16 protein-coding genes are annotated in these 15827 nt (G+C 62.9%); 10 read left to right on the top strand and 6 right to left on the bottom strand.

Translation table 11 applies throughout. The annotated features are described in order from the left end of the window. Positions 1–4 precede the first annotated feature (4 nt). Together cofC and cofG are read left to right on the top strand one after the other, a co-directional pair. Positions 5–619 (top strand): 2-phospho-L-lactate guanylyltransferase, encoded by a 615-nt coding sequence (cofC, locus tag GJR99_RS12320; protein ID WP_151112573.1) that lies wholly within the window; start codon positions 5–7, stop codon positions 617–619. Positions 620–916: 297 nt separating this feature from the next. After that, positions 917–2125, top strand: a complete 1209-nt coding sequence (cofG, locus tag GJR99_RS12315) for a 7,8-didemethyl-8-hydroxy-5-deazariboflavin synthase subunit CofG (RefSeq protein WP_151112571.1) — start codon at positions 917–919, stop codon at positions 2123–2125. 22 nt (positions 2126–2147) lie between these two features. Here cofG and GJR99_RS12310 read toward each other — a convergent pair whose 3' ends face one another. Together GJR99_RS12310 and cofH are read right to left on the bottom strand one after the other, a co-directional pair. Then, on the bottom strand, positions 2148–2696 hold the full coding sequence (locus tag GJR99_RS12310; RefSeq protein ID WP_151112569.1) for a metal-dependent hydrolase: 549 nt from the start codon (positions 2694–2696) through the stop codon (positions 2148–2150). Between the two features lies 1 nt (position 2697). Then, the gene (gene cofH / locus GJR99_RS12305) at positions 2698–4068 is read right to left on the bottom strand and encodes a 7,8-didemethyl-8-hydroxy-5-deazariboflavin synthase subunit CofH (RefSeq protein ID WP_151112567.1); all 1371 of its coding nucleotides are present in this window, start codon (positions 4066–4068) and stop codon (positions 2698–2700) included. 149 nt (positions 4069–4217) lie between these two features. Between cofH and GJR99_RS12300 the strand changes: the two genes are divergently transcribed. Further along, positions 4218–4664 carry a DUF5518 domain-containing protein gene (locus tag GJR99_RS12300; protein ID WP_191967120.1) on the top strand — a complete coding sequence of 149 codons (447 nt, stop codon included), beginning with the start codon at positions 4218–4220 and terminating at the stop codon, positions 4662–4664. A gap of 177 nt (positions 4665–4841) precedes the next feature. Here the strand turns inward: GJR99_RS12300 and GJR99_RS12295 are convergent, their stop codons facing one another. Next, on the bottom strand, positions 4842–5600 hold the full coding sequence (locus tag GJR99_RS12295; RefSeq protein ID WP_151112565.1) for an SIR2 family NAD-dependent protein deacylase: 759 nt from the start codon (positions 5598–5600) through the stop codon (positions 4842–4844). A 162-nt stretch (positions 5601–5762) separates the two neighbouring features. On the opposite strand from GJR99_RS12295, the gene GJR99_RS12290 reads away from it, so the two are divergent. Further along, positions 5763–6785, top strand: a complete 1023-nt coding sequence (locus GJR99_RS12290; protein WP_151112562.1) for a phosphoribosylaminoimidazolesuccinocarboxamide synthase — start codon at positions 5763–5765, stop codon at positions 6783–6785. A 213-nt stretch (positions 6786–6998) separates the two neighbouring features. On the opposite strand, the gene GJR99_RS12285 is transcribed toward GJR99_RS12290, so the two are convergent. Together GJR99_RS12285 and GJR99_RS12280 are read right to left on the bottom strand one after the other, a co-directional pair. Further along, positions 6999–7493: a VOC family protein gene (locus tag GJR99_RS12285; protein WP_151112560.1), complete on the bottom strand. Its 495-nt coding sequence runs from the start codon at positions 7491–7493 to the stop codon at positions 6999–7001. A gap of 33 nt (positions 7494–7526) precedes the next feature. After that, positions 7527–8510: a formyltetrahydrofolate deformylase gene (locus tag GJR99_RS12280; protein ID WP_151112558.1), complete on the bottom strand. Its 984-nt coding sequence runs from the start codon at positions 8508–8510 to the stop codon at positions 7527–7529. A 209-nt stretch (positions 8511–8719) separates the two neighbouring features. Here GJR99_RS12280 and GJR99_RS12275 point away from each other — a divergent pair, with 209 nt between their 5' ends. From GJR99_RS12275 to purQ, 4 genes are all read left to right on the top strand, one after another. Further along, positions 8720–8947 (top strand): hypothetical protein, encoded by a 228-nt coding sequence (locus tag GJR99_RS12275; RefSeq protein ID WP_151112556.1) that lies wholly within the window; start codon positions 8720–8722, stop codon positions 8945–8947. A 47-nt stretch (positions 8948–8994) separates the two neighbouring features. Further along, positions 8995–9885 (top strand): winged helix-turn-helix domain-containing protein, encoded by an 891-nt coding sequence (locus tag GJR99_RS12270; protein ID WP_151112554.1) that lies wholly within the window; start codon positions 8995–8997, stop codon positions 9883–9885. Between the two features lie 86 nt (positions 9886–9971). Further along, the gene (purS, locus tag GJR99_RS12265) at positions 9972–10223 is read left to right on the top strand and encodes a phosphoribosylformylglycinamidine synthase subunit PurS (RefSeq protein ID WP_151112552.1); all 252 of its coding nucleotides are present in this window, start codon (positions 9972–9974) and stop codon (positions 10221–10223) included. A 1-nt stretch (position 10224) separates the two neighbouring features. Continuing rightward, positions 10225–10899 (top strand): phosphoribosylformylglycinamidine synthase I, encoded by a 675-nt coding sequence (gene purQ / locus GJR99_RS12260; protein ID WP_151112550.1) that lies wholly within the window; start codon positions 10225–10227, stop codon positions 10897–10899. A gap of 451 nt (positions 10900–11350) precedes the next feature. Here the strand turns inward: purQ and GJR99_RS12255 are convergent, their stop codons facing one another. Further along, positions 11351–12433, bottom strand: a complete 1083-nt coding sequence (locus GJR99_RS12255) for an archaeosine biosynthesis radical SAM protein RaSEA (protein WP_151112548.1) — start codon at positions 12431–12433, stop codon at positions 11351–11353. Between the two features lie 124 nt (positions 12434–12557). Here GJR99_RS12255 and GJR99_RS12250 point away from each other — a divergent pair, with 124 nt between their 5' ends. Together GJR99_RS12250 and GJR99_RS12245 are read left to right on the top strand one after the other, a co-directional pair. Further along, positions 12558–13625, top strand: a complete 1068-nt coding sequence (locus GJR99_RS12250) for a hypothetical protein (protein ID WP_151112546.1) — start codon at positions 12558–12560, stop codon at positions 13623–13625. 126 nt (positions 13626–13751) lie between these two features. Further along, positions 13752–15683: an aldehyde ferredoxin oxidoreductase family protein gene (locus GJR99_RS12245; RefSeq protein WP_151112544.1), complete on the top strand. Its 1932-nt coding sequence runs from the start codon at positions 13752–13754 to the stop codon at positions 15681–15683. Positions 15684–15827 lie beyond the last annotated feature (144 nt).

Genomic DNA, 15827 nt, shown 5'->3' with positions numbered 1-15827 from the left:
TTTCATGCGAGTCGTCGTCCCCTTCGGGGGTGACTCCCCGAAGACGCGACTCGCGCCATTTTTCGACGCCGACGAGCGACGCGACTTCGCACTGGCGATGCTCCGCGACGTGCTCGACGCAGTCGAGTCCACCGGAAACGATCCGGTCGTACTCACGGACCGGCCGGTCGATGTCCACGTCCCGACCATCCTCGACGACCGACCGCTGACCGACGCGGTCAACGACCAACTCGGCGGCGACGACCCGATTGCCGTCGTCATGGCAGACCTCGCGCTCGCGACACCAGCCTCGCTCACACGACTGTTCGAGATGGAAGGGGACGTGGTCGCGGCACCGGGGCTCGGTGGTGGGACGAACGCGCTCGTCGTTCGAACACCGGAGTTCGTCGTCGACTATCATGGCGCGTCGATCGCCGACCACCGGGAAATCGCGGACGACATCGGTGTGTCGTTCGTCGAAATCGATTCGATGCGCCTCGCCGTCGACATCGACGAACCGAGCGACCTCGTCGAGATACTCCTGCACGGACGAGGCCGCACGCGGGAGTGGTTGGACGAACTGGGAGTCACACTCGACACCACCGACGGGCGCGCCGAAGTTGTCTGCCACCGCCGATAGGACCATAACAGTTCACGATATACATTGACAAGCGCGGTGTGTTCGTGTGCCCGGCGGGAACTGAGGCAACGTGCGCCGCGCGCACCCGTGCCGTCTCCGAGACGCTGCGGGCGACGAAGTGGAGTCCGAACGTTGCGGCGGTAGGCAAGTATCCCACGCGCGGGGCGAACGTCTGACGCCTCTTCGGACGGGACGGGGTCGTGTCTGGCACCAAAACCCCGACCCACTCTCGACTTCTGTCTCTCGACGTCACCTCGAGTGACACGTTTTTAAGTCGTCGGTCGCAGACCGACTGGTATGTTCCCCGGTGCCGACGAGTACGGAGTCGATATCGACGTCGACGATGCCGACACCGACCGCCTCCTCTCGGTCACTCCTGCCGACGTTGCCGAGGGGACCTCGGCAGCCCACCAGACTTCGTCTGGTGACGTCGACGCGCCGGCAGCGCTCTCGTTTTCTCGCAACGTGTTTCTCCCGCTGACCACCGCCTGCCGCTATACGTGTACGTACTGCACCTACTACGACGTGCCCGGCGAAGCGACGCTCATGTCGCTCGACGAGGTCCGTGACGTGGTCAAGATGGGTGCGGACGCCGGGTGTACGGAAGCGCTGTTCACCTTCGGTGACGCCCCCGACGACCGGTACACAGAGATTCATCGCCAACTCGACGAGTGGGGCTACGACGATATCCTCGACTACCTCGTCGCCGCCTGCGAAGTCGCACTCGAGGAAGGACTGCTCCCGCACTCGAACCCCGGCGACCTGACCCGCGAACAGTTCGCAACGCTCGCGCCGGTGAACGCCAGCATGGGCGTGATGTTAGAGACGACAGCAGCCGTCGATGCTCACTCGGGAGGGCGAAAGAAGACACCCGGCCAGCGACTCAACACGATTCGCGCGGCCGGCGAGGAGGGCGTCCCGTTCACGACGGGCATTCTCGTCGGTATCGGCGAAACGTGGCGCGACAGGGCAGAGAGCCTCCTCGCAATCCGTGAACTCCACGAACGGTACGGACATATTCAGGAAGTCATCGTCCAGAACGTCGTCCCCAACGACCGGTCGGACTTCGACCGGCCCTCGATAGCGACGATGCGGCGCGTCGTCGCGATGGCACGCGTCGCACTCCCGGAGGAGATTTCCGTGCAAGTGCCGCCGAACCTCTCGGAGGCCGCGAGTCTCGTCGATTGCGGTGTCGACGACCTCGGTGGCGTCTCGCCCGTCACCGACGACTACGTGAACCCCGAGTACGCGTGGCCCGCACTGCAGGAACTCGCCGACATCGCCGACGAAGTGGGCGTCCCACTCCGCGAACGGTTACCCACCTACGGTCGGTTCTTACCCGACGACGTGCGTCCGGCGGCGACGACAGCAGCACCGGCACCACGTCACGGCGACGCGTGGATTCGCCCACCGATTGCCGAACGCCTCCGCGACGACGACGTTCACGGTGAGCGACTACGGCGAGTCGCCCGCGGTGTTGGCCCACTCTCGACGCCCGACCGATAGGTCCCGCGTTCGTGCACACGCTTCAGATACCGAACCAGTCGGGCATGCGTTTTCTGAATCCGGTGTAGAACACCGCGACAGCGACGCCCACGGCGACGGCGAGGCGAATACCGCCGTCGAACACCAACAGCGGCGGGACAGCGAACAAGAGTGTCAACCCGAGGTCCTCGGGAGCGCCGTCGTACCGAACGAGATACCGCGGGCGAAGCCATCGCTTGGCTGGGTGGACGTAGACGGCGCGGTCAGACGTCCGGTTCCACGGCCGTAGTTCGTCGCCTGCGCCGAACCAATCCGTGATGGAGTGGAGCCCCGCCGAGAGGAAGAAAAACGCCAGTGCGACGGTGAGTGCGGTCGGCGTGACGACGGCGACGAGACCAACCAGCCCAGCGGCGAGGGTGTAGTAGACGGGGAAGTGCAGCGTCTTGCGATGGACGCCGACGAAGAGGTCCACGTCGGGGAAGACACCGCCGGCGAGCGCCCCGATGGCCGCGACGGCAGCGAGTTCTGGGGCGACCCACACCAGCGGGACGACGAGGGTGAGACCCACCGCCGCGTGGGTAGTCGCCATCATCTCAATCGTCCGCTGTCGCCGGGTCGCGCCGGCGTTCCAGCATCGGGGTTCCGTCGGCGCGGGGGCCGAGCATCGGCCCGTGGTGGTCGTCGTCCACGTTCAGTGGTCGACGGGTTCGGTAGTCGGTCGACCGTTCGACCGGACGGCGACCGATGGCCGAAATCATCTCGACGTAGTCGTCGAACGAGCGGAACTCGCCGTACTCGCCGCCGGCGCGTTTGGTAATCTCCTCGGAGAGAATCGTCCCCATGAGGTCGTCGGCACCACAGTTGAGCAGTTTGAGCGCTTTCGCATTGCCGAACTTCACCCACGACGACTGGATGTGCTCGACGTTGTCGAGATAGAGTCGTGAGACGGCAATCATGAGTTCGTCTTCCGCGTCGGAGGCCCCGCCGGAGACGAGGCCGCGGTCGTACAGCGGCGTGTTCTGGTAGACGAACGAGAGTGGGACGAACTCGGTGATTCCGCCGTGTCTGTCCTGTAAGTCGCGGACGACGTCTAAGTGCATCACGCGGTGCATCTCGTTTTCGACGTGACCGTACATGATGGTCGCCGTCACGTCCAGTCCGGCCTCCATCGCGCCTTCCATCCCGGCGACCCACTCGTCGGTTCCGATTTTTCCGGGGCAGATGACGTCTCTGACCTCGGGGACGAGAATCTCGGCGGCAGTACCGGGGGCGCTGTCGAGACCCGCGTCCGCGAGGCGACGGTAGACCTCCTCGTAACTCCAGTCGGTGCCGCGCTTGGCGTGGTGGGCCTCTTCGGGCGTCATCGAGTGGACGTGGACGCCGTCGACGGACATCGCGGCCAACTGTTCGGCGTACGTGCCGGGGTCCGCGTCGTACACGTCGGGTGGCTTGTAGTTCACCTCGGCCGCGGGGTTGTCGTACGACTGGAGAATCTCTCTGTGTTCTTCGTCGAGGACGAGCGCGGGGTGGAGGCCGGAGACCGACGTGACTTCGTAGATTCCCATCTCGACGGCGTCCGAGACGATGTCGCGGGACTCTGCGGGCGTCTTGGTGAACCCCTGGTGGTCGACGTCGGAGTCGGACTCGAAGAGGTGGGCGGTGTTCTTGAAGTTGCAGAAGAGACACCCGGTGGTACAGGCCGTCGTCACGTTGTTGTTGAGATTGGCGACGAAGGTGACGTCGTCACCGACCATCTCCGCACGGCGACGGTCTGCCGCTTCGAGGACGAGTTCTTTTCTGACGGGGTCGATTCCGTCGGTGTCGGTCCCGGTCGTCATGAGTTCGACACCGTCGGCAATCGTGAGGCGCTCACCCGCTCGTGCCTTCTCCAAGGCGTTTTCGAACGATTGGTCGGTCTCCGGGACGTGGTCGAACCCGAAGTCGTCGCGGGCGGCACCGGTCATGATGGTGTCGAACGTGCTACGGTCGTAAAAACGGGGCGGTCCTGGTAGCGCGGGCCGAGACCGAACTGAGTCCTCGGTGACGCACACCCAACGCCCGAGCGTGACTGCTCGCAGAAAGGATTACCCGCGCAGGGCGAGAGTCGTCGTGTATGGAACACTCGACGGCGTCCGATGCCTCCGAAAGGTCTCTCGACGAACGCGAACTGTCCTCCGACGACGACGGTGAGAGCCTCCTCTTTTCGGCCATCGTCGGTGCCATCGCCAGTGTCGTCCTCTCGCCGCTTCCGGGGTCGACGATTCTCGGCGGCGCACTCGCCGGGTATCTCACCGGGACGGACCGGGACGTGGGCGTGAAATCCGGTGCGCTCTCCGGCCTGTTCGTCAGCCTCGTCGCCGTCGTGCTCGGGTTCGTCGTCCTCGTGTTCTTCAGTATCTTCGCTATCGCCGTACCTCGTGCCGGTATCGGATTCGGTCTCCTCGGATTCGCCATCTTCGGGCTCGTCGCTCTCGCGGTCGTCCTCTTCTACACCGTCGGTCTCGGCGCTCTCGGCGGCTATCTGGGTGCGTATCTGCACGAAGAGTTCGGGGGTTCGTAGCTGCGTCAGGAAAGTGCGTAGATGGGTCGAGGCACCGCCCTCGACCCGGAGGGAAACACATGGGCGAAACACGCCTATCCGAAGACAACCAGTTGGATAAACTACTTGTTTCGAATGCCGATGGATACGAGAGACTGTGGCACGAGGGGCCAGTCATTCACAGGTGGACAGTCACACTCAGAGATGCCGTTCGACCGCCGGCAAGAACTCTGTGAGGTCCGACCGAACGACTCTCTCGGCCCTGTCGTCGTACTCTGTCGCATCGAAGTTCACGATGACGAGCGACCCGTCTCGGGCAGCACGCCCGGCCAACCCCGCCGCCGGTTGGACCGACAGCGACGACCCAAGCGTGAGGAACACGTCTGCGTCGTCGGCTAACTGTTCTGCGTCGCTGTAGGCGACGCGCGGGAGTCGCTCGCCGAAGAGGACGACAGCGGGTTTCACGACACCCTCACAGTCGGTGCACGTCGCCGGAACGTCGTCGGCACGGACCTGCTCGAACGCCATCTCCGCGTCGAATCGTGCCCCACAGTCCTCACAGACGACCTCTGCGGCGTTGCCGTGTAGTTCGACGACGCGCTCAGACCCCGCCTCGTGGTGAAGTCCGTCCGTGTTCTGAGTTACGACGGCGTCGAGGATACCTCGCGATTCGAGCGTCGCGAGCGCGTCGTGGCCGGCGTTCGGTCGGACGTCGTCGGGAAACATCCGCTCGTGGAGTCGAAGTCGCTCACGCCAGAACCCCGCGGGGTCGTTTACGAACCGGTCACGGTGAAACGACGCCGGGTCGAACTCGGTGTTCCAGATGCCGTCGTCGCCGCGGAAGTCAGGGATTCCCGAGGCGGTGCTCATCCCTGCGCCGGTGAGCGCAACGGCGACATCGGCCTCGCGAAGCAGACGAGCGACCCATTCGGCGTCGGATGGTGTCTCGGCGTCCATACTCGAAGCGACGAGGAGGGGGCGAAAAAACGGCCCGATTCACGAGAGTTGACCAACCAGCACCGCCGATGAGCGAGATTGTGCATATCTTAGACGGGTTGCCGGGGTGAGATACACATAGAAGTGGAAGGTTCTTAGTGTGATGAGTGCGGAGGTGCGAGCATGACTAGCGTGAAGGACTTCCGCGTCGAGGAGGAACCGACGGCGACCGACCTCGGCCGGGGCCGTTTCGTCTTCTCCGACCGCTACTCGGTGTTCGACTGGGGCGAGATGCCCGACCACATCCCGAACAAGGGTGCGAGTCTGTGCCTGATGGGCGCGTACAACTTCGAACTACTGGACGTCAACCACGTCCCGACGCACTATCTGGGCGTCGTGGAAGACGGCGAGGTCAAAGACCTCGGTGAGTGTGAGTCGCCGCCGACCGAGATGGCAATCGAACTCACGCAGGTTCCCGACCTTCCGCACGAAGACGGCGAGTACGACTACGACGCCTACCACGAGGTCGCCGGCGAGAACTACCTCATCCCGTTGGAAATCGTCTTCCGCAACACCGTCCCCGTGGGGTCGAGTCTCCGCAAGCGCGGCGAACCTGCAGATTACGGACTCGACTTCGACGAGTGGCCAGACGAACCCGTGGACCTTCCACAACCGGTCGTCGAGTTCTCCACGAAGTACGAAGAACAGGACCGGTATCTGGCCCGCGACGAAGCAGACGAGATTGCGGGTGTCGTCGACCTCGACCAACTCGAAGAACTCGCGCTCGCAGTGAACCACATCCTGACCGAACGCGCCGCGAAGGCCGGGTTCTCGCACGAAGACGGGAAAATCGAGTGTCTGTACCACGACGGTACCGTGAAAGTCGCAGACGTGGTCGGCACGTTCGACGAGAACCGCTTTTCGTACGACGGTCAGCAGGTGTCGAAAGAGGTCGTCCGTCAGTACTACAAACGCGTCCAACCCGACTGGGTCGACGCCGTCTCCGCCGCGAAACAGGAAGCCATCGAGACGGGTGAACCCAACTGGCGCGACGCATGCGAGGTCGAACCCGAGAACTTACCAGACGAAATCGTCACGGCGCTCTCGGACGTCTACTGCGCCGGAACCAACGCCTACGTCGACTACGACTGGTTCGACGCGCCGTCTATCGAAGACGCAGTGGCGCGCGTTCGCGACCTGAACTGAGCGAAATCAGCGACGACGCTCGGCTTAGAAGTCTCGTCCGGTCGCTTCTTCTGCGGTCTCTTCGAGTCCCTCCGAGACTGCCTCTTCGACGCCCCCGTCCCGGTATCCCTCGAGTGCTTCTAACAGAATCTTGACGACGTTCATGCCTCAGAGATATTCTGGGTACGTAATAAGTCACCGGCCGAGGTGGCCGACGTCGGTGTCCAGCGCGGCCTACTCGAACTGTTCGTCCTTCGCCACACCGTCGGCGTCGTAACACACCAACTCCACCCTGTTCCCCTCGGGGTCCGAAAAGTACACAGAGCGCCACTCGACCCACTCGTGGTACGCGAAGTCGAGGTCGAGACCGTGTCCACGAAGTCGTTCGACTTCGGCGTCGAAGTCGTCGGCGTCGATACTGAACGCGAAGTGGTCGATGGTCGTCTTGTCTTGGTCGATGCCGGTGTAGCCGTCAGTCTCGGTTCGGTCGAAGAGGACGAAGACGGCCTCGTGGCCGCCGTGACTCTCACCGAGGCCGAAGAACGTCGCGGTGTCGAAGTCACCGATGGGGTCGCCAAGACCGACCACGTCGCGGTAGAACGCACGCATCGCCGGCAAGTCCTCGACGCGAAGCGCGAACTCACCGAGTGCGCGGACTGCGCCGGGACCGCTCGGTCGGCCGTCGAAGTCGGGGGAATCAGAATCAGTCTGCGTCTTCGAATCGGTCATCGCCCCGTATGCGCGGGGCGACGAGAAAAGGATTCAGTCGTCGGACTGCTCGGGCGACGCAGGTTCGCGCTTCCCGAGGGCGTCGATGATTCCATCGACCGGGCGGTCGGGGTTCGCCGCCTGTGCCTCACGGGTGAGGCCGAGTTGGTAGTCGTCGTCGTCGACTTCTTCGCGAAGACTCGTCCGTCCGCGGTGGACCGACACCGCGTCGTCGAGGTGGAGTTGCACCGCTTCGAGCAGTGCGTCGGCCTCCAGCGGTTGGCCACTGCTCTTTATCTCGTCGATACTCGCGTCGTCGGAGACGTCGAAGGCACGTTGGGTGATGACCGGCCCCTGGTCGAGGTCGGTCGTCACGTAGTGGGCGGTGACGCCCGCGATTCGGACACCTTTCTCCTTAGCTTGTCGATAGGCCGCGGCACCGGGGAACGCCGGCAGCAACGACGGGTGGATGTTGATGATGCGGTCTTCGTACCGGAAGACGACCTGCGGGCCGAGGATACGCATGTACCGCGCGAGGACGATGAGGTCCACGTCGTACTGTTCGAGGAGTTCGAGGAGTTGGTCTTCGTCTGCAGTCCCCTTCTCGTCGCCGATGTCGTGGAAGGGAACGTCGTAGTGACTCGCCAGCGGTTCGAGCGTGTCGTGATTGCCGATGACGACCGAAATCTCCGCGCCGAGGTCGTCGTTCGCCCACGCCTCGAACAGCGCTTCGAGGCAGTGGGACTCCTTCGTGACGAGCACGGCGATTTCGCGCGTCTCGCGGTCCGACGGGAACCGAACCTGTACGTCCACGCCGAGGTCGTCGCCGAGTTCCGAAAGTGCCTTCCGGAGTTCGTCGCGGCTACTGGTCATCTCCGAGGTGTCCGCGTGCAGTGTCATCCGGAAGATTCCCTCGCGGACTGCCTGGTCTAAGTCCTCGACGTTGATTCCGCGCTCGAACAGCAGGGTGGTCACGTTCGCGATGAGTCCAGTCTTGTCTCCTCCGATGACCGTGATTTCGGTTAGTTCTCGCGTCATACCGTCACCTCCAGCTGTTCGAAGCTGAGCATACACCGCCCTGAGAGAGCGAGCGGTAAACCGCTGTCGTTCCCCGCAACGAACTCACATCTGAGTTCACTCGTAGACGAATCCGAGTTCAACTCGCACCGAACGAGATTTCTGTAGGTCAGCGTGCATAATTGTCATTCTGCTTACCTTTATCGCAGGCCGTGGAGTAGATAGAGGTGATGAACACAACACTCACACTCCCACGACAACTCCGCGGTATCGGCCGACTGGGTCTGTTCACCGCTGTCGCTGTCGTCCTCTTATTCGCGGCGTCTCTGTTCGCTTCGTGGCTCGCGCCAGTCGTCGCCATTCCGTTGCTCGTCGCCAGTTGGGTGGTCGGGCTTGGATTTGCAATCTTCCTGCCGTTCGCCATCGTCGTGACGGCGGCGTGGCTCGTCGCGCGGTGATGTCACCGCACGAATCGATTAAGCCCGAGAGTGACGTATCTGGAGTTATGCGTTCCCGTGATGTCCCGGTATCCGTGGATTCAGACAGCGAGCAGGCATTTTCGCTACTCGCCGACGAGACGCGTCTCGCGATTCTTCGGGCACTCGCTGAATCACCGCACGAACCGCTCACGTTCTCACAACTCCGCGAGCAGGTGGGTGTCACCGACAGCGGTCGGTTCAACTACCACCTCGGCAAACTCACCGACCTTTTCGTCAAGAAGAGCGAGGCAGGGTACGAACTCCGACTCGCGGGGTGGAATATCGTCGGTGCGATCCTTAGCGGGGCGTACACCCGCGGCGACGACGTCGGCCCCGTGGCAGTCGACCCACCGTGTCCGAGGTGTAACGGACAGGTCGAAGCGACCTACGTGGACGAACGCGTCCACGTCAGGTGTGCCGACTGCGACAAGACGATATTAGACGCTGGTATTCCGCCGGGTGTGTTGGAGGGCTACGACGACGCGTCCTTCCCCGAAGTCGCAGAACGGTTCGTCCTGTCGCTGTTTTCACAGGCACGCGACGGGTTCTGTGCGAGTTGTCAAGGACGGATGGACCCACGCCTCATCACGACAGTAGAGGACCTTGGCCCGAAGGACGTCTGCGAGGATGCACAGGCAGTGTACAGTTGCACGCGTTGCAGCGAAGAACACATTGCTGGCATCGGGATGGCCTACCTCGACCACCCCGCAGTCGTCTCGTTCTACTACGACCACGACGTGGACCTCTCACAGCCACACCTCTGGGGAACCGCGTGGCGAGACAAACCGGTCCTCACCGTCGTCTCAGACGACCCACTTCGTGCCACCGTGGATTTCGAAGTCGACGACGAGACGCTCACACTCACCATCGACGAGACGCTCGAGGTTCACGACGTTAAACGGTCTCCGGCCCCGTAGCCACCGTGTTCGGCATATTGGGCACGTTCGTGCACATCAAACGCGACCCAAAACCGTTTTTGCACATAACCACGCATGGTCATCCGATGACCACCTACACCGCGACGGTGACGGTGCGCCTCAAGCGTGGCGTACTCGACCCGGAGGCGGAGACCACGAAGCGCGCGCTGGAACGACTCGGTTTCGAACTCGAGGCGTTGCGTTTCACCGAACGGTACGAAGTCGACCTCGACGCGGCGGACGCCGACGCGGCGGCCGAGCGCGCCGACGAGATGGCCGAACGCTTGCTGGCGAACCCGACCATCCACGACTACGAGGTCGAGGTCGCTGAGGCGTAAGATGATTGCAGTTGTGCAGTTTGGCGGGTCGAACTGTGACCGAGACGCCGTCCGCGCGCTGGAGGACCTCGGATTCGAGGCCGAGCGTGTCTGGCACGAAGACCCGCTTCCCGACGAGGCGACGGGCATCATGCTTCCCGGTGGCTTCTCGTACGGTGACTACCTTCGCGGCGGCGCGATGGCCGCCCGCTCACCGGTGATGAACGCCGTCCGCGACGCTATCGAGGAGGGACTGCCTGTCCTCGGCGTCTGCAACGGTGCACAGGTCGGCTGTGAGGCAGGTCTGACCCCCGGTGCGTTCACCACGAACGCGAGCGCCCGCTTCCAGTGTGAACACGTCTATCTCCGCGTCGAGAACGCCGACACGCGCTGGACCCGCGCCTACGACGAAGGCGAGGTCATCGAACTCCCCATCGCCCACGGTGAGGGGCGCTTCGAAATCGACGACGACGGCTACGAAGCACTGGAGTCCGAAGACCGAATCCTGTTCCGCTACTGTGACGAAGACGGGAACGTGACCGACGACGCGAACCCCAACGGGTCGCGTGGAAACGTCGCCGGTATCCTCGGAGATACCGAATCGGTGGCCGTCTTGATGCCGCACCCAGAACGAGCGTCACTACCCGAACTCGGGAACACCGACGGGCGAGGCGTCCTCTCGGGGTTCGAGGACTGAGGCCGTCGCTCTACGTTCGGTTTCGATAAAAAAGACCGCCGCAGCGGCGGTGAGCGGTACAGGGTCGGATGGGCAAATGTAGCAGCGTACACGATGAGCGATGGTTGGAGTTTTTCCGACCCGCATACCGCGTGCTATGGCATGAGAGCGCGAGGAGCGTCCGTGGCAATCCATGCCTCGGTGTTCTCTTCCTCGCGGATCTCGAACCATCCATCCGCGTAGTAGACGGTCTTGTACGTGTGTTTCGTCATGATGGCGGGCAGTCCGGGTGGGCACATGTCCGAACTCCCGAATATGACAACGCCTTACAACCTCTTTGATACGAATAGCCTATCCGGTCTGTTAGGCAGGTATTACCGGTCGTTGGGGCGTCCTAACAGCGACGAAGCGAGTAAAAACAGGTGTAAATCACCACTAAAACTGGACAGGTAGGGAGTCTCTCGAACCGACCCTACCGGACGAGCGGCATGTTGTAACTCGTCTCGGCGTCGAGGACGTACTCCCACGTCGCCTCGCACTCACAGGACACCTGGTCGAAGACGCTGGGGTCCTGTCGGAGGTTGAAGTCCTTGACCGCCTTGAAGACGAGTTCGTCGCACTCCCCACAGTTGTGTGCACCACGTTCTTGGCCGCCGCCGACAGGGTCGGAGACGACGATAGCGTCGACGTCGGCCGTGTCTCGGAGCGCCTCGGCAACCGACCAGAGCCACGGCGGGCGGTAGCCACCGTTGAAGAAGAGTTCGTCCACCATCGTGTAGCGCTGGACGTTGGTCGGGTTCATCGAGACGGTGTGGCAGTTGTCCACGGCGGCACAGCGCCGGATAGACGACTTCATGTCTTCGAGCGCTTCCGGTTCCGAGAGGAACGGCGGTTTCATCAGCAGGTAGGCTTTCACGCCACCGCCTGCTGCGGCCGCCTCGTTACAGGCGTCTTCGAAGTCGGAGAAGTCGAAGTACTTGTTGACACAGTCGTGGCGGACGCGGTCGGTCGCAGTCTCGAGGCCGATTGCGACGTCTGCTTCGAGCCCACGGTCGGTGAAGTCTGCGAGTTTCTCGCGCGTGACGAAGTCGGGGAGCGACTCGAGGACCATCCGGTCGCGGTCCGAGAACGTCTCGGCGATGGCGTCGCGCGTCTCTGCGGGCACTTCGCGCTCGTCGAGGAACGACCCGGAGGTGTAGATTTTGATGAGACCGGCTTTCTCGCCGTCGTCCATCTCCTCGGCTTCGTGGTCGAGACAGACCTGAATCTGGTCCATGAGCGCCTCGTGAGAGACGGTTCCGCCTTCGACGGATTCGGCGACGTAGCCACACATCGTACACCCACCGGCGCGGGCCCAGCGGCACCCACCGGTGTTGAGGATAATCGTCAGCGAGTCGTAGACGCCATCGGGCGTGTTGTCCTCGTCTATCCACACCCGCGTCGGCTCGTGAGGGTCGTAGGTCTTCTGCTTCCGCGAACGGATGTCGCGCATCACCTTGTTGTGCGCGTCCATCCCGCGTCCCCGCTCGTAGACCTCGGGGCTCGGCTTACTCATTGGACTCTCCTATCGGATGGGGGCGTAAAGCCGCTTCGTCTGGCGTGCGCCCGCGGCGTCGGAAGCGCGCCACGGTCACATCTCCTCGCCGACGTTCATATGACACGGTGCCCTATACAGGGGTATGAATCGCCGTGCCCTCCTCTCGCTCGTCGCGGCCAGCGTCACCGGCCTCGCGGGGTGTGGGTCACCGGAGGGCGAGACAGAGACGGAGACGCCCACTCCGAACGACGGGACAACCGTCGAACAGACGACGACCCCCGCAGAAGAGCGGGTCGAGCGCCAGCTCTCGGTCTGGAATACGACGCCTAGTCCCGTATTCACCTCGGTGGGGGTCACCCGCGGTGGTCGTGACGTTTACTTCGAGACTATCGACCTCGTTCCCGGCGAACGAAACACGAATCGGGTGGACCTCCCACTCGGAGAGACCGCGGTGGTCGTCGAGACGGACACCGGCATCCGGGCGACCACGGCGTGGACCGTCGGCGGCGTCCGCGACGGGTTGGAAGTCGTCCTCGGGCGGGAGTCAGCGGAGTTCTGGGGGCGGGTCTCTTGCGACCCGAACCGTGAGTGCTCGATTGCCGACGGCGGAGAGGAACCCGACCTGCCACTCGTCGGGGACGGGTCGGGACGCTGGTACGCTCCCGCCGGCGTCGTCGTCGAGAACCCCGGAAGCGAGACCACGGCCCGACTCCGGGTCGACCTGTTCGGTACGACACTCCTCGAGCGGACCTATCGGATTCCGTCGGAAACTCGGCTGTCGGTGCCGATAACCTATCGGACGGGAACCTACCGAGTCGTCCTCGAAACTGACGACGTGACGGTCGATACACCGTGGCTCGTCCCCGACGAACCGACGAAGTACGTCGACACCGAAAGCGGTGCAGTCGGGTGCGGCCCGGCAAATACGACACTCACCCTCGAAAACCGAGACGACCAGCCGCACCGACTCTCACTGCGAATCGAGTCGGAGACCGACACGTTCGAACAGGAACTCGACCTCGTACCGGGCGAGACCCGCGACCTCGTCCCTGTCGTCGAGTCGGGGCCGAAGCAGGTCTTCGCCCGTCTGGAGACCGGTGTGGAGGCCTCAGGAATGTGGTGGTCGTGTCCCCCGCGAGGGCCTGCAAGTATTGTCATCGACGCTACTGGGAGTGTCGCGCTCAGGTCGGCCGGCCCGAAACCGGGATAAGTCGCATAGATTGCCGCAATTCACTGACCGTGCGGTGTAGGCTCAGAAGCACGAAACCGATTCTGGTTACATTGGTGTGGGAATCACTAACCCACTAGCAACCGTATATAATCAACGAGGATTACAATGACAGAACTCGGTGGTTATCAGGACAGAGTCGCACGGGTCGACCTGTCTCTTGGTGAGGTACATTACGAAGGAATCGACGACGAGGACGCGAAGAAATACATCGGTGCCCGTGGCCTCGGTGTGAAGTACGTCTTCGACCAGGGTGCAGATGTGGACCCACTGGGGCCGGACAACCTGCTCGCCTTCATGACAGGGCCGCTCACCGGCACACAGACCGTGATGAGTGGCCGAATCGCCGTGGTGACGAAATCTCCGCTCACGGGGACCGTCACCGACTCCCACCACGGTGGGTGGAGCGGTGCCCGTCTCAAGTGGTCCGGAATGGACGGCCTGCTGTTCGAAGGGAAGGCCGAACACCCGGTCTACGCCGTCGTCGAAGACGGTGAGGTGGAGCTCCACGACGCGCGTGAAATCTGGGGCTGGGGTGTCCACGACGCTATCTCCGAACTCGAAGCCGAAGTCGGCGGAACGCTCGGGAAGAACCTCTCGGTGATGGCGATCGGCCCCGGTGGCGAGAATCAGGTCAAGTACGCCTGTATCGTCAACGAGGACGACCGTGCGTCGGGCCGCGGCGGCACGGGCGCAGTCATGGGGTCGAAGAACCTCAAAGCCGTCGTCGTGAAATCCGGCACGAAGATGCCGAAACCTGCTGACCCAGAGACGTTCAAGAAAGGCTACCAGCAGGCGATGGAACTCATCCGCGAGTCCGAAGTTACCGGCCCGAACTCCGGTGGTCTCTCGCTGTACGGGACGAACGTCCTGATGAACGCGGGCGAGGAACTCGACGGGCTTCCGACGAAGAACGGGAAGTACACTTCGACGGGCGCATACCGAGAATCCGAGGGCGTCGATATCGACGCCGAACGGGTCTCCGGCGAGAACGTCCGTGAGAACATCCTCGTCGACGAACCGACCTGTCACTCCTGCCCGGTCGCCTGTAAGAAGGAAGTCGAAGTGTCGATTATGCACAAGGGCGAGGAGATGAACGTCCGTACGGAGTCGTACGAGTACGAGTCGGCGTACGCACTCGGGCCGAACGCCGGCCACACCGAGCGTGACGAAGTCGCCGTCATGATCGAGCGCTGTAACGACATGGGCGTCGACACCATCGAGATGGGGAACATGATGGCGATGGCCATGGAGATGTCCGAAGAGGGCAAACTCGACAAACTCGACGAGCAACTCGACTGGGGTGACACCGAGCGCATGATCGACCTCATCGACGAGGTTGCTAACCGCGACGGCGAACTCGCCGACGCACTCGCAGAGGGTGCCAACGGACTCGCCGAGCGCTTCAACGCCCACAACAACTCGCTGGCCGTCAAGGGTCAGACCATCCCAGCGTACGACCCACGCTGTATGAAAGGCATGGGCATCGGCTACGCCACCTCCAACCGCGGTGCGTGCCACCTCCGTGGCTACACGCCCTCGGCCGAGATTCTCGGCATCCCGGAGAAGGCCGACCCGCACGAATGGCGCGGCAAGGGCGAACTCGTGGCGCTGTTCCAGGACATGCACGCCATCTCGGACTCCTTCGACATCTGCAAGTTCAACGCCTTCGCAGAAGGTATCGAAGAGTACGTCCTGCAGTACAACGGCATGACCGGCCTCGACGTCACCGAAGACGAACTCCTCGAGACCGGTGACCGCATCTACACCCTCGAGCGTTACTACAACAACCTCGCAGGGTTCGACGGTGCGGACGACTCGCTGCCGGGACGCTTCATCCCCGGCGACGAGGCAATCCCAGGCCAGGGCGCGTCCGAAGGCCAACTGTGTGAGCTCGACGAGATGAAAGAAGAGTACTACGCACGTCGCCAGTGGGTCGACGGTGTCGTCCCCGACGAGCGTCTCGAAGAACTCGGCATCGACATCGGGCCAGGCACGGGCGTCTCCCGTGGCGACTCGGCTGCACCTGCAGACGACTAGTCGGCTACGTCGACTCGATCCATCTTTTTGCTGTGCTACGAGGCTGAGGAACAGCGACGCGCCCCCACACTCCGAGGAACGATTATCAGTTCAGCCATCCTACTGTACTAAGGTACCACACAGCACAGTCGTGTGAGTGGTCGG

The organism is Haloferax marinum (genome assembly GCF_009674625.1).
Taxonomy (GTDB): Archaea; Halobacteriota; Halobacteria; order Halobacteriales; family Haloferacaceae; genus Haloferax; species Haloferax marinum.
This window is presented reverse-complemented; position numbering and strand designations above follow the sequence as displayed.